19 protein-coding genes are annotated in these 19,198 nt (G+C 71.2%); 2 read left to right on the forward strand and 17 right to left on the reverse strand.

What is annotated here, in order from left to right; translation table 11 throughout:
* Positions 1-117 precede the first annotated feature (117 nt).
* The 12 genes from murG to V4F39_RS13175 form a co-directional block, all read right to left on the reverse strand.
* On the reverse strand, positions 118-1,191 hold the full coding sequence (gene murG, locus V4F39_RS13120) for an undecaprenyldiphospho-muramoylpentapeptide beta-N-acetylglucosaminyltransferase (RefSeq protein WP_332289929.1): 1,074 nt from the start codon (positions 1,189-1,191) through the stop codon (positions 118-120).
* Positions 1,188-2,477, reverse strand: coding sequence for a putative lipid II flippase FtsW (gene ftsW, locus V4F39_RS13125; RefSeq protein WP_332289932.1), 1,290 nt, complete (start codon positions 2,475-2,477; stop codon positions 1,188-1,190). The genes murG and ftsW overlap by 4 nt, the downstream gene beginning before the upstream one ends.
* Complete coding sequence (gene murD / locus V4F39_RS13130) at positions 2,477-4,228, reverse strand: UDP-N-acetylmuramoyl-L-alanine--D-glutamate ligase (protein WP_332289933.1); 1,752 nt, start codon at positions 4,226-4,228, stop codon at positions 2,477-2,479. The genes ftsW and murD overlap by 1 nt, the downstream gene beginning before the upstream one ends.
* A gap of 13 nt (positions 4,229-4,241) precedes the next feature.
* A complete protein-coding gene (gene mraY / locus V4F39_RS13135) occupies positions 4,242-5,423 on the reverse strand; it encodes a phospho-N-acetylmuramoyl-pentapeptide-transferase (protein ID WP_332289935.1) in 1,182 nt (393 codons plus the stop codon).
* Positions 5,413-6,801 carry a UDP-N-acetylmuramoyl-tripeptide--D-alanyl-D-alanine ligase gene (locus V4F39_RS13140; RefSeq protein WP_332289936.1) on the reverse strand — a complete coding sequence of 463 codons (1,389 nt, stop codon included), beginning with the start codon at positions 6,799-6,801 and terminating at the stop codon, positions 5,413-5,415. Before V4F39_RS13140 ends, mraY begins: the two co-directional genes overlap by 11 nt.
* Complete coding sequence (locus V4F39_RS13145) at positions 6,798-8,390, reverse strand: Mur ligase family protein (RefSeq protein WP_332289937.1); 1,593 nt, start codon at positions 8,388-8,390, stop codon at positions 6,798-6,800. The genes V4F39_RS13140 and V4F39_RS13145 overlap by 4 nt, the downstream gene beginning before the upstream one ends.
* Positions 8,391-10,211, reverse strand: coding sequence for a peptidoglycan D,D-transpeptidase FtsI family protein (locus V4F39_RS13150; RefSeq protein ID WP_332289938.1), 1,821 nt, complete (start codon positions 10,209-10,211; stop codon positions 8,391-8,393).
* Positions 10,211-10,510 carry a cell division protein FtsL gene (gene ftsL, locus V4F39_RS13155; RefSeq protein WP_332289940.1) on the reverse strand — a complete coding sequence of 100 codons (300 nt, stop codon included), beginning with the start codon at positions 10,508-10,510 and terminating at the stop codon, positions 10,211-10,213. The genes V4F39_RS13150 and ftsL overlap by 1 nt, the downstream gene beginning before the upstream one ends.
* Positions 10,507-11,463: a 16S rRNA (cytosine(1402)-N(4))-methyltransferase RsmH gene (gene rsmH, locus V4F39_RS13160; RefSeq protein ID WP_332289942.1), complete on the reverse strand. Its 957-nt coding sequence runs from the start codon at positions 11,461-11,463 to the stop codon at positions 10,507-10,509. The genes ftsL and rsmH overlap by 4 nt, the downstream gene beginning before the upstream one ends.
* Entirely contained in the window at positions 11,463-11,894 is a 432-nt protein-coding gene (gene mraZ, locus V4F39_RS13165; RefSeq protein WP_332290558.1) for a division/cell wall cluster transcriptional repressor MraZ, read from the reverse strand. The genes rsmH and mraZ overlap by 1 nt, the downstream gene beginning before the upstream one ends.
* Positions 11,895-12,149: 255 nt before the next feature.
* Positions 12,150-13,052, reverse strand: a complete 903-nt coding sequence (locus V4F39_RS13170) for a LysR substrate-binding domain-containing protein (protein WP_332289944.1) — start codon at positions 13,050-13,052, stop codon at positions 12,150-12,152.
* A 16-nt stretch (positions 13,053-13,068) separates the two neighbouring features.
* Positions 13,069-13,746, reverse strand: coding sequence for a GNAT family N-acetyltransferase (locus V4F39_RS13175; RefSeq protein WP_332289945.1), 678 nt, complete (start codon positions 13,744-13,746; stop codon positions 13,069-13,071).
* A gap of 110 nt (positions 13,747-13,856) precedes the next feature.
* Here V4F39_RS13175 and V4F39_RS13180 point away from each other — a divergent pair, with 110 nt between their 5' ends.
* On the forward strand, positions 13,857-15,056 hold the full coding sequence (locus V4F39_RS13180) for an MFS transporter (protein WP_332289947.1): 1,200 nt from the start codon (positions 13,857-13,859) through the stop codon (positions 15,054-15,056).
* A gap of 35 nt (positions 15,057-15,091) precedes the next feature.
* A complete protein-coding gene (dkgB, locus tag V4F39_RS13185; protein ID WP_332289948.1) occupies positions 15,092-15,904 on the forward strand; it encodes a 2,5-didehydrogluconate reductase DkgB in 813 nt (270 codons plus the stop codon).
* Positions 15,905-15,944: 40 nt separating this feature from the next.
* On the opposite strand, the gene V4F39_RS13190 is transcribed toward dkgB, so the two are convergent.
* From V4F39_RS13190 to V4F39_RS13210, 5 genes are all read right to left on the reverse strand, one after another.
* Positions 15,945-16,919, reverse strand: coding sequence for a PDR/VanB family oxidoreductase (locus tag V4F39_RS13190; RefSeq protein WP_332289949.1), 975 nt, complete (start codon positions 16,917-16,919; stop codon positions 15,945-15,947).
* A gap of 12 nt (positions 16,920-16,931) precedes the next feature.
* A complete protein-coding gene (locus tag V4F39_RS13195; RefSeq protein ID WP_332289950.1) occupies positions 16,932-17,390 on the reverse strand; it encodes a RidA family protein in 459 nt (152 codons plus the stop codon).
* A gap of 7 nt (positions 17,391-17,397) precedes the next feature.
* Complete coding sequence (locus V4F39_RS13200; RefSeq protein ID WP_332289951.1) at positions 17,398-18,438, reverse strand: aromatic ring-hydroxylating dioxygenase subunit alpha; 1,041 nt, start codon at positions 18,436-18,438, stop codon at positions 17,398-17,400.
* Positions 18,439-18,459: 21 nt separating this feature from the next.
* Positions 18,460-18,681 (reverse strand): recombinase-like helix-turn-helix domain-containing protein, encoded by a 222-nt coding sequence (locus V4F39_RS13205; RefSeq protein WP_332289953.1) that lies wholly within the window; start codon positions 18,679-18,681, stop codon positions 18,460-18,462.
* Between the two features lie 70 nt (positions 18,682-18,751).
* On the reverse strand, positions 18,752-19,066 hold the full coding sequence (locus V4F39_RS13210; protein ID WP_332289954.1) for a hypothetical protein: 315 nt from the start codon (positions 19,064-19,066) through the stop codon (positions 18,752-18,754).
* Positions 19,067-19,198 lie beyond the last annotated feature (132 nt).

Here is a 19,198-nt window from a genome sequence, read left to right on the forward strand (position 1 = left end):
CCATGCCGGCCTGCGCCGGCATGGACGCCTGGAGCGCCAGCCGCGTCTCGCGGCTGGCTCGGGCCGGCTTGGGAGCGGCCCGGCGCTCGGCCCGCAGGCCTTTTTTGTGAATGCTGTTCATCGCTGAACCAGCCTTTCGATCTCATCGGCCACCCGCGCCGCGGCCCGGGGGCGCGCCAGCGTGTGGGCCTTCTCGGCCATCGCCTGCAGGGCCGTGCGATCGGTCTCCTGCAGCAGCGCGGCCAGTTTTTCGGGCGACAGCTCGGCCTGCGGCAGGTGGATCGCCGCGCCGTGCTGCGCCATGAATTGCGCGTTGTCGCGCTGGTGCGAGGTGGTGCTGACGATCAGCGGCACCAGCACGCTGGGGATGCCCGCGGCGCACAGTTCGCTCACCGTCACTGCGCCGGCGCGGCACACCACCAGGTCGCAGTCGGCGAGTCGGCGCGACATGTCCTCGATGAAGGGCAGCACCTCGGCCGACACCCGCGCCTCGGCATATGCCGCGCGCACCGATTCGACGTGCGCCGCGCCGGTCTGGTGGGTGACGACCGGCCTGCGCTCGGGATCGATCAGCGCCAGCGCGGCGGGCAGCGTCTGGTTGAGCACGCGCGCGCCCAGGCTGCCGCCCACCACCAGCACCCGCAGCGGGCCGCTGCGGCCGGCGAAGCGTTGCGCGGGCACCGGCAGCGCCTCGATCTCGGCCCGCACCGGGTTGCCGGTGACGACCGCGCGCCGCGTGCGCGCCGCCGCCGCGCCGTCGAAGCCGAAGGCCACGCGGTCGGCCAGCGGCAGCAGGCTCTTGTTCGACATCAGCAGCGCCGCGTCGGCGTTCACCAGCACCAGCGGCTTGCGCAGCAGGCCGGCCACCAGGCCGCCGGGGAAGCACACGTAGCCGCCCATGCCCAGCACCGCATCGGCATCGCGCCGGCGCAGGATGGACAGGCTCTCGGCGAAGGACCGCAGCAGCCGGAACACGCCGGTCACGGTGTGGAGCAGGCCCTTGCCGCGCAGGCCGGCGAAGCCCACGCGGTCCATCGGGATGCCGGCCGCGGGCACCAGCGTGTTCTCCATGCCCGCGGGCGTGCCGAGCCAGCTCACCGTCCAGCCGCGCGCCTGCATCTCGCGCGCCACGGCCAGGCCCGGGATGATGTGCCCGCCAGTCCCCGCCGCCATGATGACCAGGTGGCTCATGGCCGCCCTCCCCGCATCATGGCCCGGTTCTCCATGTCGACCCGCAGCACGATGGCGAGCGCGATCAGGTTCATCACGATCGCGGAGCCGCCGTAGCTCATCAGCGGCAGCGTCAGCCCCTTGGTGGGCAGCACGCCGAGATTCACGCCCATGTTGATGAACGACTGCCCGCCCATCCAGATGCCGATGCCCTGCACCAGCAGGCCGGCGAACACCCGGTCGAGCGCGATCGACTGGCGGCCGATGTGGAAGATGCGGCGCGTGAGCCAGAAGAAGGCCGCCAGCACCGACAGCACCCCCACCAGGCCCAGCTCCTCGCCCACCACCGCGAGCAGGAAGTCGGTGTGCGCCTCGGGCAGGTAGTGCAGCTTCTCGAGGCTGCCGCCCAGGCCCTGGCCGAAGATCTCGCCGCGGCCGAAGGCGATCAGCGAGTGCGTCAGCTGGTAGGCCTTGCCCTGCGCGTAGTCGGGGTTCCAGGGATCGAGGTACGCGAAGATCCGCTGCCTGCGGAATTCGCTGAACACGATCATCAGCACGAAGGCGCCCACCAGCACCGCCACGCTGAGGAAGAACATCCGGCCGTTGACGCCGCCGAGGAACAGGATGCCGAGCGCCACCGCGGCGATCACCATGAAGGCCCCCATGTCGGGCTCGGCAAGCAGCAGGATGCCGACCACGGCCAGCGCCACGGCCATCGGCGTCACCGCGCGGAAGAAGTTCTCCCGCGCATCCATCTTGCGCACCATGTAGCTGGCCGCGTACATCGCGATGCCCAGCTTGGCCAGCTCGCTGGGCTGGAAGTTCATGACGCCCAGCGGAATCCACCGGCGGGCGCCGTTCACGCCCTTGCCCACGCCGGGGATCAGCACCAGCACCAGCAGCACCAGCGCCGCCACGAACACCCAGGGCGCCCACTTCTCCCACACGCTCATCGGGATCTGCAGCACCAGCAGCGCGGTGACGAAGGCCAGCACGATCGACACCACGTGCCGGGTCAGGAAGTGCGTGGAGGCATAGCGGGCGAAACGCGGGTTGTCGGGCAGCGCCACCGACGCCGAATACACCATCACCAGCCCCAGCGCCAGCAGCCCGACGACGACCCAGATCAGTGCCCGGTCGATGCCGTGCACGGCGGCGGGCCGCGACGAGCTGGGCACCCAGTCGCGTACCGGCACGCGGTGGCTGCCGTCGTCGTCGCCCTTGCGGCCGAAGGATGGCCGCAGCGCCCCGAGGCGTTCGCGCAGGCCGGCCAGCAGCGTCGGCATCGCCTGGACCTTGTTGCCCATCACAGGTGCTCCCCGCGTTCGGCGGCCAGCGCCTGCACCGCCTGCACGAACACTTCGGCGCGGTGGGTGTAGTTGCGGAACATGTCGAGGCTGGCGCAGGCCGGGCTCAGCAGCACCGCGTCGCCCGGCTGCGCCTGCTCGAAGCACCACGCGGTCGCCGCCTCGAGCGTGTCGTGGCGCTGCATCGGCAGGGCCAGCGGCTCGGCGCCGCCCGCCAGCGCCGCGGCGATCGTGCCGGCATCGCGGCCGATGAGCGCGACCGCCCGCCCGTGGCGGGCCAGCGGCGCGGCCAGCGGCGTGAAGTCCTGGCCCTTGCCGTCGCCGCCCAGGATGGCCACCAGCCGGCCCGGCGCACGGTCGGCACCCAGGCCGAGCAGCGCCGCGACGGTCGCGCCGACGTTGGTGCCCTTGCTGTCGTCGAAGGCCTCGACCTCGCCGATGCGGGCCACGAACGCAACCCGGTGCGGCTCGCCCTGGTATTCGCGCAGGCCGTGCAGCATCGGCGCCAGCGGGCAGCCGGCCGCCGTGGCCAGCGCCAGCGCGGCGAGCGCGTTGGCGGCGTTGTGGCGGCCGCGCACGCGCAGCGCATCGGCCGGCATCAGCCGCTGCAGGTGGATCTCGGGCGCCTCGCCCTTGCGGCGCTTCTCGGTGGGATCGGCCTCCAGCGCCCGCACCAGCCAGGCGATGCCGTTCTCGGTCACGAGCCCGAAGTCGCCCGGCGCTCGGGGGGCCTCCAGGCCGAAGCGCACGACCTTGCGTTCGATCACGCGCGCGGGCCGGCCCTTCGCCACCTTCACGCTGCGCGGCGCCGGCACCAGCGCCTCGACCGCCGGGTCGTCGCGGTTGACGACCAGCGTCGCGTGCTCGCCCCAGATGCGGGCCTTGGCCTCGCCGTAGGCCTTCATGTGGCCGTGCCAGTCGAGGTGGTCCTGCGTGAGGTTGAGGATCGCCGCCGCGGTCGGCTCGAAGCCGCGCACGCCGTCGAGCTGGAAGCTCGACAACTCCAGCACCCAGACCTCGGGCAGCACCTCGAACACCGGCGCCGCCGGCGGCGGGGGCGCGAGCTGCAGCGGCGCGTCGTCGGGCAGCGCGGCCGGTTCGGAGTCGGGCTCGGCAGCCGCATCGGCCGCCGTGTCGGCGTCGAGCGGCCCGGACACGGGCTCCGCCTCCGGCGCCGCACCGGCGTCGGACGCTGCGTCCTGCGCCCCCTCCTGCGCCGCGGCGGCGGGCGCCGGCTCCTGCGCCAGCAGCGAGGCCAGCGTGTCGAGCATCGTCGGGCCGATGTTGCCGGCCACCGCCACGCGCCGGTCGCAGCGCTCGACGAGCAGCGCCGTCATCGCGGTCGTGGTCGTCTTGCCGTTGGTGCCGGTGATCGCCAGCACCTGCGGCGCGTAGCCGCGCGTGGCCTTCAGCTCGGCGAGCGCGCGCGCGAACAGGTCGAGCTCGCCCTGCACCGCGATGCCGGCCTCGCGGGCTTCGGCCAGCAGCGGCGCCACGCGCTCGTCGAGCGGCGACAGCCCGGGGCTCTTCAGCACCAGGTCCACGCCCTCGAGCGCGGCGGCGGGCACGAGCGCCCCGCCGTCGATGCGCACCTGCGGCCATTCCGCCCGCAGCACGGCCGCACCGGGCGGCTGCTCGCGCGAGTCCCACACGCGCACCTGCGCGCCGTGCTGCGCGCACCAGCGCGCCATGGCCAGCCCGGATTCGCCGAGGCCGAGCACGAGGACGCAGCGGTCTTGGAGGTGGTCCATCGTCGTCACCGCCTCAACGCAGCTTCAGGCTGGCCAGCCCGATCAGGCACAGCAGCATCGTGATGATCCAGAAGCGCACGACGACCTGCGTCTCGCGCCAGCCGCTCTTCTCGAAGTGGTGGTGCAGCGGCGCCATCTTCAGGATGCGCCGGCCCTCGCCGTAGCGCTTCTTCGTGTACTTGAAGTACGCCACCTGCGCCATCACCGAGAGGGCCTCGGCGACGAACACGCCGCCCATCACCGCGAGCACGATCTCCTGCCGCGTAATGACCGCGATGGTGCCGAGCGCGCCGCCCAGCGCCAGCGCGCCGACGTCGCCCATGAAGACCTGCGCGGGGTGCGTGTTGAACCACAGGAAGGCCAGGCCCGCGCCGGCCATCGCGGCGCAGAAGATCATCAGCTCGCCCGAGCCCGGGATGTAGGGGAACAGCAGGTACTTGGAATACACCGAGCTGCCGACGACGTACGAGAACACGCCCAGGGCCGAGCCCACCAGCACCACCGGCATGATGGCCAGGCCGTCCAGCCCGTCGGTGAGGTTGACGGCGTTGCTGCTGCCCACGATGACGAGGTAGGTGAGGATGATGAAGCCCCACACGCCGAGCGGGTAGCTCACCGTCTTGAAGAACGGCACCATCAGGTCGGCGCTCGGCGGCAGCTCGTTCGAGAAGCCGCTGCTCACCCATTGCAGGAAGAGTTCGAGCACGCGCAGGTTGGAGGTCTCGGAGACGCTGAACGCCAGGTACACCGCCGCGACGAGGCCGATCACCGACTGCCAGAAGTACTTCTCGCGCGAGGGCATGCCCTCGGGGTTCTTCTGCACGACCTTGCGCCAGTCGTCGGCCCAGCCGATCGCACCGAAGCCGAAGGTCACCAGCATCACGATCCAGACGAAGCGGTTGCCCCAGTCGAACCACAGCAGCGTCGACACGCCGATGCCGATGAGGATCAGCACGCCGCCCATCGTGGGCGTGCCGCTCTTGGCGAGGTGGGTCTGCACGCCGTACTCGCGGATCGGCTGGCCGATCTTCAGCGCGGTGAGGCGGCGGATGACCCAGGGCCCGAAGGCCAGGCCGATCAGCAGCGAGGTCATCGCCGCGAGCACCGCACGGAAGGTGAGGTACTGGAAGACGCGCAGGAACCCCAGGTCCTCCGGGTAGAGCGTCTGCAGCCACTGGGCCAGGCTAAGCAGCATCGCGACCCCCTGCCAGCAGTGCGGCGACGACCCGCTCCATGCGCATGAAGCGCGAGCCCTTGACGACGATGGACGCGGCCGCGGGCAGTTCGCCCAGCGCCGCGATGAGTTCGTCGACGGTGGCGAAATGGCGCGACTGCCCATGCGCCCGCGCCGCGTCGGCACTGGCCGCGCCGGCCGCCCACAGCCAGTCGATGCCCTGCGCCTGCGCGTGGGCGCCGACCTCGGCATGGAACTCGGCGCCGCGTTCGCCGACCTCGCCCATGTCGCCGATCAGCAGCGCACGCGGGCCGGGCAAGGCGGCGAGCACGTCGACGGCGGCGCGCATCGAGTCGGGGTTGGCGTTGTAGGTGTCGTCGATCAGCGTGACGGGGCGCCCCTGGATCTGCACCGGCCTGACCATCGAGCGGCCCTTGACCGGCTGGAAGGCCTGCAGCCCCTGCACGATCGCGGCGAGCGGCGCGCCCGCGGCCAGCGCGCACGCCGCCGCGGCGAGCGCGTTCTTCACGTTGTGCTCGCCGGCCACGTGCAGCGCCAGCGAGGCCGGGCCCGCCGGCGTGTGCAGCGTCACCGCCCAATGCGGGGCCTCGCCGGCGAGCCACAGGGCCTCGCAGGTCACGTCGGCCGTGCCCCGGCGCGCAAAGGTGATCTGCGGCCGCGGGCCGGCCAGTTCGTGCCAGACGGGCGCGTGCGCGTCGTCGGCGGGGTACACGGCCACGCCGGTCGGGCCGAGCGCCTCGATGACGCTGCCGTTCTCGCGCGCCACCGCCTCCACCGTCGCCATGAATTCCAGGTGCTCGCGCTGCGCGTTGTTGACCAGCGCCACCGTCGGCGCCGCAATGCGCGCGAGCAGCGCGATCTCGCCGGGGTGGTTCATGCCCAGTTCGACCACGGCGGCGCGGTGCCAGCGCTGCGCATCCTGGCGCAGGCGCAGCAGCGTCAGCGGCACGCCGATGTGGTTGTTGTAGTTGCCCTCGGTGGCCAGGGCATCGTCGCCCAGCCAGGCCCTCAGGATGGCCGCCACCATCTGCGTGACGGTGGTCTTGCCGTTGCTGCCGGTCACCGCGATGAGCGGCAGGTCGCAGCGGCGGCGCCACGCGGCGGCGAGGAATTCCAGCGCGCGCTGCGTGTCGGGCACCTGCAGGCCGGGCAGGCCGGCGGCCGCGAGGCCGTGCTCGGCCAGCGCCGCGGCCGCGCCGGCGGCGCGCGCCTGGGGCAGGAAGTCGTGCGCGTCGAACCGCTCGCCGCGCAGCGCGACGAACAGGTCGCCGGGCTGCAGGGTGCGCGTGTCGCTGTGCACCCGCAGCAGGGGCGTGGCGCCGTCGCCCACCAGCGTGGCGTCGGGCAGCAGGGCGGCCGCTTCGGCGAGCGTCATCATGGCTGGGCTCCCGCGGCGGCGCGCACCTGCAGCACGGCCAGCGATTCGACGGCGTCGGAGAACGGGTGCTTGACGCCCTGGATCTCCTGGGTGTCCTCGTGGCCCTTGCCGGCCAGCAGGATCACGTCGGCGGCATCGGCCGAGGCCACGGCTTCGGCGATGGCCGTGCGGCGGTCGGCGATGACCGCCGCGTCGCGGTGGCCGCGCTCGATGCCGGCGGCGATCTGCGCGAGGATGGCCTCGGGCGCTTCGCCGCGCGGGTTGTCGCTGGTCAGCAGCACGCGGTCGGCCAGGCGGGCGGCCACGGCCCCCATCAGCGGGCGCTTGGTGGCGTCGCGGTTGCCGCCGCAACCGAACACGCACCACAGCCGGCCGCCGCGCGCCTGCGCCAGCGGGCGCAGCGCGAGCAGCGCCTTCTCCAGCGCGTCGGGCGTGTGGGCGTAGTCGACCACCACCTCCGGCAGCAGGACAGGGCGAGCCGGAGCGCCGGGCCGCCCCAAGCCCGGCTCGACCCCCGCGGGGGGTCGGCTGCCGTACTCGGCAGCCGGGGGGCCGACATGCACACGCTGCATGCGCCCGGGCACGGGGGTGAGGAACGGCACCACGCTGGCCGCGTCGCTCAGCGAGATGCCCAGCGCGCGCAGGCCGCCGATCACCACCAGCAGGTTGTAGGCATTGAAATCACCGATCAGCGTGCTGCGCACCGTGACGCGGCGTTCGCCTTCCAGCACCTCGAACGCCAGGCCGCCGTCCGCATAGACCAGGTTCTGCGCGCGCAGCCGGGCGGACTGGTGCAGCGACACCGTCCAGCGTTCGGCCGCGATCGGGTCGCGCGCCAGCGCAGCGCCCTGCGGGTCGTCGATATTGATCACCGCGGCCTTCAGGCCCGGCCAGTCGAACAGCGCGCGCTTGGCGGCCCAGTAGGCCTCCATCGAGCCGTGGTAGTCGAGGTGGTCCTGGGTGAAGTTGGTGAACAGCGCGACGCGGATGCGCAGGCCGTCGAGCCGGTGCTCGGCGATGCCGATCGACGAGGCCTCGATCGCGCAGGCATGCACGCCGCCCGCGTGGAAGTCGCGCAGCGCGCGGTGCAGCGTGACCGGGTCGGGCGTCGTGAGGCCGGTGAACGCGACCACACCCTGCGGCGCCTGCTGCGACGGCGGCTCGCCGATGCCCAGCGTGCCGACCAGGCCGCAGCGCCGCCCCAGCATCGCCAGCGCCTGCGCCGTCCACCAGGCGGTGGAGGTCTTGCCGTTGGTGCCGGTGGTGGCCACCACGTCCATCGACGCGCTGGGGCGGTCGAAGAAGGCGTCGGCGATGGGGCCGGCGGCGGCCTTCAGGTTCGGCAGCGACGCGATGCGCTCGTGGTCGAACGCGAAGGCCTCGACGCCCTCGTGCTCGACCAGGCAGGCCGCGGCGCCGGCCACCAGCGACGCCCGCGCGAACTGGCGGCCGTCGGTGGCGTAGCCGGGCCAGGCGATGAAGCCATCGCCCGGCTGCACCTGGCGGCTGTCGCTGCGCAGGGTGCCGGTCACCGACTCGCGCAGCCAGCGGGCTGCGACGTCGGGGGTCTTGAGGCGGGTCAGGGACACTTAGAAACTTTCAGGGGCGGCCGGGATGTCACGGGTGACGATCTGCGGCCGCACGTCGATGTCGGGGGGCACGTTCATCATCCGCAGCGTGTTCTGCACCACCTGGCTGAACACGGGCGCCGCGACGAGCCCACCGAAATATTGGCCGTTGCTGGGTTCGTCCACCATCACCGCGACGACGATGCGGGGATTGCTGATCGGCGCGATGCCGACGAACCAGGCACGGTACTTGTTGGAATACGACTTGCCCTCGACCTTGTGCGCGGTGCCGGTCTTGCCGCCCACCGAGTAGCCCACCGCCTGTGCCTGCGGCGCGGTGCCGCCGGGCAGGGTGACGGTGTGCAGCATGTGGCGCATGGTGCGGGCGACCTCCGGCTTGAACACCTGCATGCCGACGGCCGGGTGGTCCTGCTTGAGCATCGAGATCGGGATCACGTCGCCGTCGCGGGCGAAGACGGTGTACGCCCGCGCGAGCTGGAACAGCGAGGCCGACAACCCGTAGCCGTAGCTCATCGTCGCCTGCTCGATCGGGCGCCAGGTCTTCCAGGGGCGCAGCCGGCCGGTGACGGCGCCGGGGAACTGCAGCTGCGGCTTCTGGCCGAGGCCCACGGCGGAGAAGACGTCCCACATCTCCTTGCGGTCCATCTGCATCGCCATCTTGACGGTGCCGACGTTGCTCGACTTCTGGATGACCTCGCTCACCGTCAGCACGCCGTATGCATGCGAGTCGCTGATGGTGCTGCCGGTGATGGTCATGCGCCCCGGCGCGGTCTGGATCGGCGTGTCGGGACGGACGCGGCCGCTCTCGAGCGCCCAGGCGACGATCAGCGGCTTCATCACCGAACCGGGCTCGAAGGTGTCGGTCAGTGCGCGGTTGCGCAGCTGCGCGCCGGTGAGCTTGCGGCGGTCGCCGGGATCGAAGCTCGGGTAGTTGGCGAGTGCCAGCACCTCGCCGGTCTGCGCATCGAGCACGACGACGCTGCCTGCCTTGGCCTTGTGCTCGGCCACGGCATCGCGCACGCGCTGGTAGGCGAAGAACTGGACCTTGGAATCGACGGACAGCTGGATGTCCTGCCCGTTGGCGGCGTCCACCTGCTCGCCCATGTCCTCGACCACGCGGCCCAGGCGGTCCTTGACGACCTCGCGCGAGCCGTTGCGCCCGCGCAGCGCGTCCTCGAACGCCAGCTCGATGCCTTCCTGGCCCTTGTCCTCGAGGTTGGTGAAGCCCACCAGGTGGGCCGCCGCTTCGCCCTCGGGGTACTTGCGGCGGTACTCGTTGACCTCGTAGACACCTTCCACCTTCAGCGCGCGGATCTTCTGCCACAGCGCGTCGTCGACCTGGCGCTTGAGCCACGCGAAGCGGCTGCCGTCGTCGAGCTTCTTGTCCAGCTCGGCGACGGGCATCTCCAGCAGCCGCGCCAGCTCCCGCCGCTGCTCGCGCGTGGCCTTCACGTCGCGCGGGATGGCCCAGATCGACGGCACGGAGACGCTGGTGGCCAGCAGCAGGCCGTTGCGGTCGAGGATGCGGCCGCGGCTGGCACGCAGCTCCAGCGTGTGCGCGTAGCGCTTCTCGCCCTGCGCGAGGTAGAAATCGGTGCCGATGGCCTGGATGTAGACGGCGCGCCCGACCAGCAGGCAAAAGCCCAGCCCCACCAGCGCCACCAGGAACTTGCTGCGGCCCGGCGGCGTCTTGGCCGCCAGCAGCGGGCTCGACGAGTACGACAGGCTGCGCACGTTGGCCGCGGTGCGGCGCCGGCCGCCGCCCTGCGCCTTCTGCGGCTGGCGGGCATCGCCGCCCTGCTTGTTGCGGAAAAGGCCCATCAGCGCCCCTCCCCGGCCGCGGCGGGCGCGGACGCGCCCGGATCACCGACGTACTGCGTGACGGCGGGCGTGGCGGTGCGCATAGACAGCCGGTCGCGCGCGACCTTCTCGACGCGCAGGTGCGTCGCCTGCGCCTGGCGCTCGGCCTCCAGGCGCTTGAAGTCGACCTCCAGCCGGGCATGCACGTTCTTCGCACGCTCGACCTCGGCGAACAGCCGCCGCGTGTCGTAGGTGGTCTTCACCAGGTAGAGGCAGCTCGCCAGCAGCGCCGCCAGCAGCAGCAGGTTGAGCCGGGTCATGCGGGCTGCTCCCCGGCCGGCTTGCGCTCGGCCACCCGCAGGATCGCGGAGCGCGAGCGCGGGTTGGCCTCCACCTCGGCCTGCGAGGGGCGGATGCGCCCGAGCGACACCAGCCGCGTCGGCCTGGGCTCGGCGAAGGGCGCGCGGCGGTCGTACTCGGCCTTGCTCTCGCGGGCGATGAAGGTCTTGACGATGCGGTCTTCCAGCGAATGGAAGCTGATCACCGCCAGGTGCCCGCCGGGGGCGAGCAGGTCGACCGTGTCGCTCAGGGTCTGCTCGAGCTCTTCAAGCTCGGCGTTGACGAAAATCCGAAGAGCTTGAAATGTGCGCGTTGCAGGGTTCTGGCCCGGCTCGCGGGTCTTGACCGCACGAGCCACGACCTCGGAAAGCTCGCCTGTGGTTCGAACAGGATTCCCGCTTTCGCGCCGAGCAACAAGCGCCTTTGCAATCGGCAGAGCAAACCGTTCTTCCCCATAGTCTTTCACCACCTGTGCAATCTGGCGCTGGTCGGCGCGGGCCAGGAAATCCGCAGCGCTCTCGCCCCGGGTGGGGTCCATGCGCATGTCCAGCGGGCCGTCGAAGCGGAAGCTGAAGCCGCGCTGCGGGTCGTCGATCTGCGGCGAGGAGACGCCCAGGTCGAGCAGGATGCCGTCGACCTGGGACACGCCGGCCTCGGCCAGCCGCTCCCGCATGTCGCGGAAACTGGCGTGGAAGATGGCGAAACGCGGGTCTGAAACCCGCGTCGCTGACTCTGAAGTAGCGGCGGCGATGGCGGCTGGATCCTTGTCGAAGGCGATCAGCCGGCCGTGCGGGGACAGCCGCTGCAGCAGCGCCCGGGAATGCCCGCCGCGCCCGAAGGTGCCGTCGACGTACACCCCGTCGGCCCGGGTGAACCAGCCGTCCACGGCTTCTTCCAGCATCACGCTGACGTGCGAGAGCGCGGGCACCTGCATCACAGCCCCAGGTCCGCGAAGGCCTGGGTCACTTCGCCCTTGGCCAGCTCTTCTTCTTCGTGCGCCGCCAGGCGCGCCGAATCCCACAGCTCGAAGCGGTGGCCGGTGCCGACCAGCATCACCTCGCGCTCCAGCCCGGCCCAAGCGCGCAACTCGGGCGCGATCAGCACGCGCGAGCCGCTGTCGATCTCGACATCCACCGCGCTGCCGACGAACAACCTGCGCAGCACGTCGCCGCCGGCGTTCATCGCCATGATCTTGTCCCGGAACTGCTCCCAGGCCGGCCGCGGGAACACCAGCAGGCAGCGGTTGGGATGCTTGGTGATGGTCAGCTTGTCCTGCGCCATGGCGGACAGCAGCTCGCGGTGGCGCGACGGGACGGTCATCCGCCCCTTGCCATCCAGCGTCAACGCTGACCCACCCTGGAACACCAAGCTCACCAATTCCCCCCACCATTCGCCACTATCTCCCACTTTAGCCGAGGGTGTAGGGTGGGTCAACGCAAAGCGTCAGAAAAATCAATGAAATCAACTACTTACAGACGCATTTCCAAGTAAGGAAGAGCAAAAATGACTTCAAAAATAAGGACTTGCACTAAGCAGTGAAAGTGAAAGGTGAGATGCACATCTCCCTAGAACCACGCGACCCCTCCATCGGGGGGTTGTGGCGCGGGAGGCTTGAAACCGCTAGCTCCAGTCGGCCTGGGCGATACGGGCCGACAGGAAATCGAGAAAACCGGCAATGCGCGAGGACAGCTGCGTGTTTCGGTAGAACACGGCGTGGATGGGTTGCAGCACTTCGACCGTCTCGCGCGGCAGCACCTGCACCAGCGTGCCCAGGCGGCGATCCTCGGCGGTCATGAAGTCGGACAGGCTGACCACCCCCGCCCCTTCGAGCGCCAGCCGGCGCAGCGTCTCGCCGCTGGAGACCTTGACGGCCGGCGCCACACGCAGCCGGTCGCCGTGCGGCCCGCGCAGCGGCCAGAGGTTCAGCGACTCGGGCTGGTTGAAGCCGAGCAGCGTGTGCTGCGCGACGAGCTGCGCTACCTCCTTCGGGCGCCCGTGCGCCTTCAGGTAGGCCGGGCTCGCCAGCACCCGCACCGCGCTGTGGCCGAGCGGCCGGGCGCGCAGCGTCGAGTCGCCCAGCGGACCGATGCGGATCGCGACGTCGGTGTCCTGCTGCAGCAAGTCGATCGGCAGGTCGTCGGTGTTCAGCTCCAGGTCGATCTGCGGGTAGCGCGCCCGGAACTCGCCCACCAGCGGCGCCACGACGTGCAGCATGAAGGGCGGCGCGGCGTTGATCCGCAGCCGCCCGGCGGGCTGCTCGCGGCGCACGGCCATCTGCTCCTCGGCCTCGTCGACCGACGCCAGGATGGCGCGGGCCTTCGCGAGGAAGACGCTGCCTTCGTCGGTCAGCACCAGGCGGCGCGTGGTGCGGTTCAGCAGCGTGGTGTCGAGCTTGTCCTCCAGCCGGCGCAGCGCGCGGCTGACGCCGGAAACGGTCTGCCCCAGCTGCTCGGCCGCCGCGGTGATGGAGCCGGTGTCCACGACGGTGCGCAGGACCAGCAGTTCCTCCAGGGTCGTCTTCATCGCACCTCGCCGCGCATCAGGCGCGCGCGATCACCCGCACCACCGTTTCGTGCGCCAAGGCGAAACCCATGCGCCGGTACAACGCGACGGCGCCCGCGTTGCCCCCCATCACGTGCAGGAACGGCGTCTCGCCGCGCAGCAGCTCGCGGCGGATCAGCTTGCGCATCAACCGGCGCGCGAAGCCGCGGCCCTGCGCGTCGGGGTGGGTGGCAACGCCGCTGATCTCGCGCAGCGGCCCGGCGGCCATGCGCTCGCCCGACATCGCGACCAGCCGCCCGCCCTCGAAGCAGCCGAAGTACTCGCCCAGCTCGAGCGTGCGCGGGCCGAACGGGCCGGGCCGGGTCAGCTCGGCCAGCGCCATCGCCTCGGCCACGTGCGCGGGGCCCAGCGGCACGGCATCCGGCGCGTCGTCCTCCGCGGGCGTCTCGCCCTGCCAGGCCATGCACAGCATCGAGGCCTCCAGCTCCACGCACCAGCCGGCGGGCGCGGCCCCTGACCAGCCGGCGCAGTAGAAGCGCTCGCCGACGGCGCAGTGCGGCACCAGGGCCGCGAGGTCGGGCCGCTGCGGATCTGCAAAGGCGACGATGGGCGAGAAGCCGGGCGCGAAGCGGCGCGCGCCGCCGTCGCCTACCGCAAAGCGGGCATGCGGGCCGGTCAGGGCATGCCAGAAGACGTTGTCGAGCAAGGGATGCATGGCGGGCTCCGTCCATTCTTGACGTGGAAGCAAGTATCTCTGACCCATCACCCCATTTTTCTGCAAACCAAGCCGGCCCACACTCCGCCCCATTCCCAAGGAGTGACCCCATGCCCATCGCCCTGCTGGCGCTGACCCTCAGCGCCTTCGCCATCGGCACGACGGAGTTCGTGATCGTCGGCCTGATCCCCACCATGGCGGCCGACCTGGCCGTGAGCCTGCCGTCGGCCGGGCTGCTGGTCAGCCTGTACGCGCTGGGCGTGGCCGTCGGCGCGCCAGTGCTCACCGCGCTCACCGGCAAGCTGCCGCGCAAGGCGCTGCTGCTGGGCCTGATGGCGCTGTTCACGGCCGGCAACCTGCTGGCCTGGCAGGCGCCGGGCTACGAGTCGCTGGTTCCCGCGCGCATCCTCACCGGGCTGGCGCACGGCGTGTTCTTCTCGATCGGCTCCACCATCGCCACCGGCCTGGTGCCGAAGGAGAAAGCCGCCAGCGCCATCGCCATCATGTTCACCGGCCTCACGGTGGCACTGGTGACCGGGGTGCCGCTGGGCACCTTCATCGGCCAGCACTTCGGCTGGCGCGAGACCTTCCTGGCCGTCTCGGCGCTCGGCGTGATCGCCTTCGTGGGCAGCGCGCTGTTCGTGCCACGCGGCATCGCGCACCAGCCGCCGGCCTCGCTCGCCGCGCAGGCCCGGGTGCTGGCCGAGCCGCGGCTGTTGCTGGTGTACGCCAAGACGGCCATCGGCTACGGCGGCTCGTTCATCCCCTTCACCTTCCTCGCGCCCATCCTCACCGACGTATCGGGCTTCTCGGCCGGCGCGGTGGGCTGGGTGATGCTGGTCTACGGCGTGTCGGTGGCCGTGGGCAACCTCTGGGGCGGCCGGCTGGCCGACCGCCTCGGGCCGGTGCCGGCGCTGCGCATCATCTTCGCGCTGCTGGCCGCGGTGCTGCTGCTCTTCAACTTCGCGGCGCCCCACAAGTGGCTGGCGGTGGCAGCGGTGCTGCTGTGGGGCGCGGTCGCCTTCGGCAACGTGCCGGGCCTGCAGGTCTACGTGGTCAAGCAGGCCGAGCGCTTCACGCCGCATGCGGTGGATGTAGCCTCGGGCCTGAACATCGCCGCCTTCAACCTCGGCATCGCCGGTGCCGCCTGGGCCGGCGGGCTGATCGTCACCCACCTGGGCCTGATGCACACGCCTTGGATCGGCGCGCTGGTGGTGCTCGTCTCGCTGCTGCTGACGCAATGGAGCGGCACGCTCGACCGCCGTGCCGGCATCCCGGTGCGCGGCGGCCCGGTGCCGGCCGGGCACTGACGCACTTCTGTCGAAAACCGCAAAGGACTTCCCCCATGAACACGAACACCCTCCCCGCCTTCGGCCTCGGCACCTTCCGCCTGAAGGGCGCGGTCGTCATCGACTCGGTGCGCCAGGCGCTGGAGCTGGGCTACCGCGCGGTCGACACCGCGCAGATCTATGGCAACGAGGCCGAGGTCGGCCAGGCCATCGCCGAGAGCGGCGTGCCGCGCGGCGACATCTTCGTCACCACCAAGATCTGGACCGACCACTTCGGCGGCGACAAGCTCGTCGCGAGCCTGAAGGACAGCCTGGTGAAGCTGCGTACCGAGCAGGTCGACCTGACGCTGATCCACTGGCCTTCGCCGAACGGCGCGGTGCCGATGGCCGAGTACCTCGGTGCGCTGGCCGAAGCCAAGCGCCAGGGCCTGACGAAGCAGATCGGCATCTCGAACTTCACGGTGGCGCTGATGCAGCGGGCGATCGGCATCCTCGGCACGGCCGAGATCGCCACCAACCAGATCGAACTGCACCCCTACCTTCAGAACCGCACGGCCGCCGCGTTCGCGAAGCGCCAGGGCCTGCATGTCACCTCGTACATGACCCTGGCCTACGGCAAGGTGCTGGGCGACCCGGTGATCCAGGCGATCGCCGACGCGCACGGCGCCACGCCCGCGCAAGTGGCGCTGGCCTGGGCGCTGCAGCAAGGTTACGCGGTGATTCCGTCGTCGACGAAGCGGGCGAACCTGGAAAGCAACCTGAAGGCGCAGCAACTGCGCCTGAGCGAGGCCGAGATGGCGCAGATCGCCACGCTGGACCGCGGCGAGCGGCTGGCCAACCCCGAGGGGCTGGCACCGGCCTGGGACTGACTCCCCGCGGGGCGCGGCGCGCCGTGCGCCGTGCGCCGCGTCAGACGTCGAGCACCAGGCGCTTGCCCTTGCAGCTCGACACGCAGATCATCATCGTCCTGCCCGATTCGCGCTCGATCTTGGTAAGGATGCCGTCGCGGTGGTCGAGTTCGCCGTCGAACTCGATCACGGCGGTCTCGCAGGCGCCGCACACGCCCTCCTTGCAGCTGTGGTCGGGGCTCAGGCCGGCGTCGAGCAGGCTGTCGAGGATCGACTTGCCCGGCGGCACTTCCACCGTCTTGCCGCTGCGCTCGCATTCGACAACGAAGGTGGTGGTGGCGGCAGGCGCCTCCACGTGCACCGCGGCAAAGCGTTCGATGTGCGCGTTGGCGTAGCCCAGCTGCTCGCAGGTCTTCTCGAAGGCGTCGAGCATCGGCGTGGGGCCGCAGCAGTAGAAGTGGCTGTCGGCGCCCTTGCCGGCCAGCAGCTCGGCCAGCGCGGGCGGCGCGCCGCGCTCCTCGTCGAAGTGCCAGGTGACGGCCACGCCCTTGTCGGCCGCCAGTGCCTCGATGTCGGCGATGAAGGCCGCCTCCTTGCGGGTGCGCGCGCAGTACACCAGTTCCACCGGCCGGCCCAGCGCCACCAGCCGCTGCAGCATGCACCAGATGGGCGTGACGCCGATGCCGCCCGACACCAGCACCGAGCGCGGCGCTTCCTCCTGCAGCTTGAAGTTGTTGCGCGGCGTCGAGATCGGCAGCGTGCTGCCCACGCGCAGCTGCTGGTGCACGTAGCGCGAGCCGCCGCGGCTCTTGCGGTCGTTCAGGATCCCGACGACATAGCGGCCGCGGTCGCTGCTCGGGTTGCACAGCGAGTAGCTGCGCACCAGGCCGTTGGGCAGGTGCAGGTCGATGTGCGAGCCGGCCTCGAACGGCGGGAACTCGACGCCCGGCGCGGCGGGGCGGAACTCGACGCTGACGATGCCGTCCGCCTCGTGGCGCATCGCGTAGACCAGGGCGTTCAGGGTCGGGGAAGACATGGGAGCCTCTTTTCAAGCGGCCTGGCGCAGATCGACGTCGAGCCGGGCCACGGCGTCGATCTCCACCCGCAGTTCGGGAAACACGAGCGCGCTGACGCCCACCAGGGTCGACGCCGGATACGGCGCGCCGGGCTGCGCGGCCGCGAAGAAATCGCGCCGGGCGCGGCCCACCGCATCCTTGTCGGCGATGTCGGTCACGTAGACGACGAGCTTGACGATGTTGTGCACGCCGCCGCCGGCCGCTTCGAGCAGCGACTGGATCTTGCGCAGCACCACCATCGCCTGCGCGTAGGCATCCAGCGGCTGGCCCGCCTCGGCGGCGGCGCGCGTGGCGGGGTGGCCGGTCTGGCCCGACAGCACCACCTCCTGGCCCACCACGAGGGCGTTGGACCAGGTGGCGTGGCCGAGATCCGGCACCGCCTCGCACACCACTTTTTGGACGGACGTCGGCATCGTCGCGATCGTCGTCATGGCGATGTCAGCGCGCCGCCGGCGCTTCGGCGGCTTGCGCGGCCAGCTGCGCCTGCGCCAGGCCCTTCAGGTGGCGGCGCAGGCGCACGATGCCCAGGTCGTGCTGGTACAGCGACTCGTGCTGGTTGGCGTCGGGCTCCATGTTCTCGATCAGCACGCGGTCCTGCTCGAGCACGTGCCAGTGGCGCGCCTCCAGGCGGTTCTTGTAGAGGAAGCGCCAGGTGTCGCGCTGCCAGCCCGGCGCCAGCTTGCGCACGCGCCAGTGGAACGCGCACGACAGCGTCGGCGAGATCGGCGTGTAGCTGCCGACGATGATGAAGTTGCCGCCGGGGCCGCCGGTCTTCGGGTAGGGGATCTCCAGCCGCATCCAGTGGATGCCGGTGTCGGCCCATTCGGTCCAGTCGAAGTTGACGTTGCGCTGGCCTTCCTTCTCGAACACGAAGCCGGTGTCGGTGGCGCGCACGCCGAACTTGGCCACCGAGTCACCCTCGGCCATCGAGTGCGACTGCTTGTGCAGGAAGGTGCCGTGCATCGGGTCCATCACGTTGTCGAGCACGTAGCGGTAGTCGCCCTTCCACTCGGCATAGCAGAGGAAGGCCGAGTACTGGCTGTCGTCGGTGAGTTGCTCGGGCAGCACCAGCGGCGGCGGCGTGTCCACCGGCTCCTTCGAGTTGTAGAGGAACACCGCGCCGGCCGCTTCCTTCACGTGGAAATGCCGGGTGGCGCGTGTGCCCTCGAGCTTGCAGCCGGGGCTGCCCGGCACGCTGGTGACCACGCCGTCGCACCGCACCTCGACGCCGTGGTACGGGCAGGCGATGCGGTCGCCCAGCACCACGCCCTGCGACAGCGGCGCGCCGCGGTGCGGGCAGCGGTCTTCCAGCGCGTGCAGCACGCCCTGCGCATCGCGCCAGAACACCAGCTTGCGGCCCAGGCGGCGCAGCGAGACGGGGCGCTCCTGGATGAAGCCAGTGGGGCAGATGGGGTACCAGAGGTCCTTCAGGCCGACTTCGAGCAGCTGGTCGACGGGGTCCGCAACGATGGGAATCATGGTGTTTCCTTCCGGGCGCGTTCAGGCGCCGAGCACGGCCATCTCGGCGCGGTAGTTCTCTTCGGTCCAGGCCACGCCGCTGGGCGTCGTGGTGTGGCTGCGGTTCAGGTGCTCGACCAGTCCGGCCAGGTCGTGGATGCCGGCGGCGAAGGCGCGTTCGATGGCGTCGCCCAGCAGGTCTTCGTAGGGGGTGGGCGTGCGGGTGCGCGCCTGGTGGGGATCGAGGTAGCGGTCGGTGGGCATCGTCGGCCTCCTTGCGGTCAGCGTTGGGACGGGATGGGGGAGTGGGAGATCGGGGCGGGCCGCCGGACGTTCACTGGCCGCCGTTGCGCACGCGCTCGCGGATGCGTTCGCGCACAGGGACGAAGTCGTAGGTCGGGTGGCACTCGGTGGTGAACACGCCCCAGGCGCGGCGTTCGAGCTCGACGTTCACGACGGGCAGCAGCTCGGGCGGCAGCTCCAGCGTGAGGATCTGGCCCAGGCCCATCGCCACCGTCCACGAGACGATGCGCGTGCCCTCGGGCGGAAACTGCTCCCACCAGTCGGCCGCCTTCATACGCGCCTGCACGTCTTCGAGCGTGAGGCCGGGGTGGTGCTTGAGGACCACGGTCAAAAGGAGGTTGCTCATGTGCGTGGGTTCTCCAGCAGCCCTGGTGCCGGCGTCGTGCAGGCCGAGGGCGCAGGGTGCCCGGCTCCGCGTCCACGGCCGGGCGCATCCGCGGACCACAGTGCCCCGCCGCCCCGCGACCACGCCAAGCCT

The sequence above is a fragment of the Aquincola agrisoli genome, assembly GCF_036621135.1.
In the GTDB taxonomy this organism is placed as follows: Bacteria; Pseudomonadota; Gammaproteobacteria; order Burkholderiales; family Burkholderiaceae_C; genus Aquincola; species Aquincola agrisoli.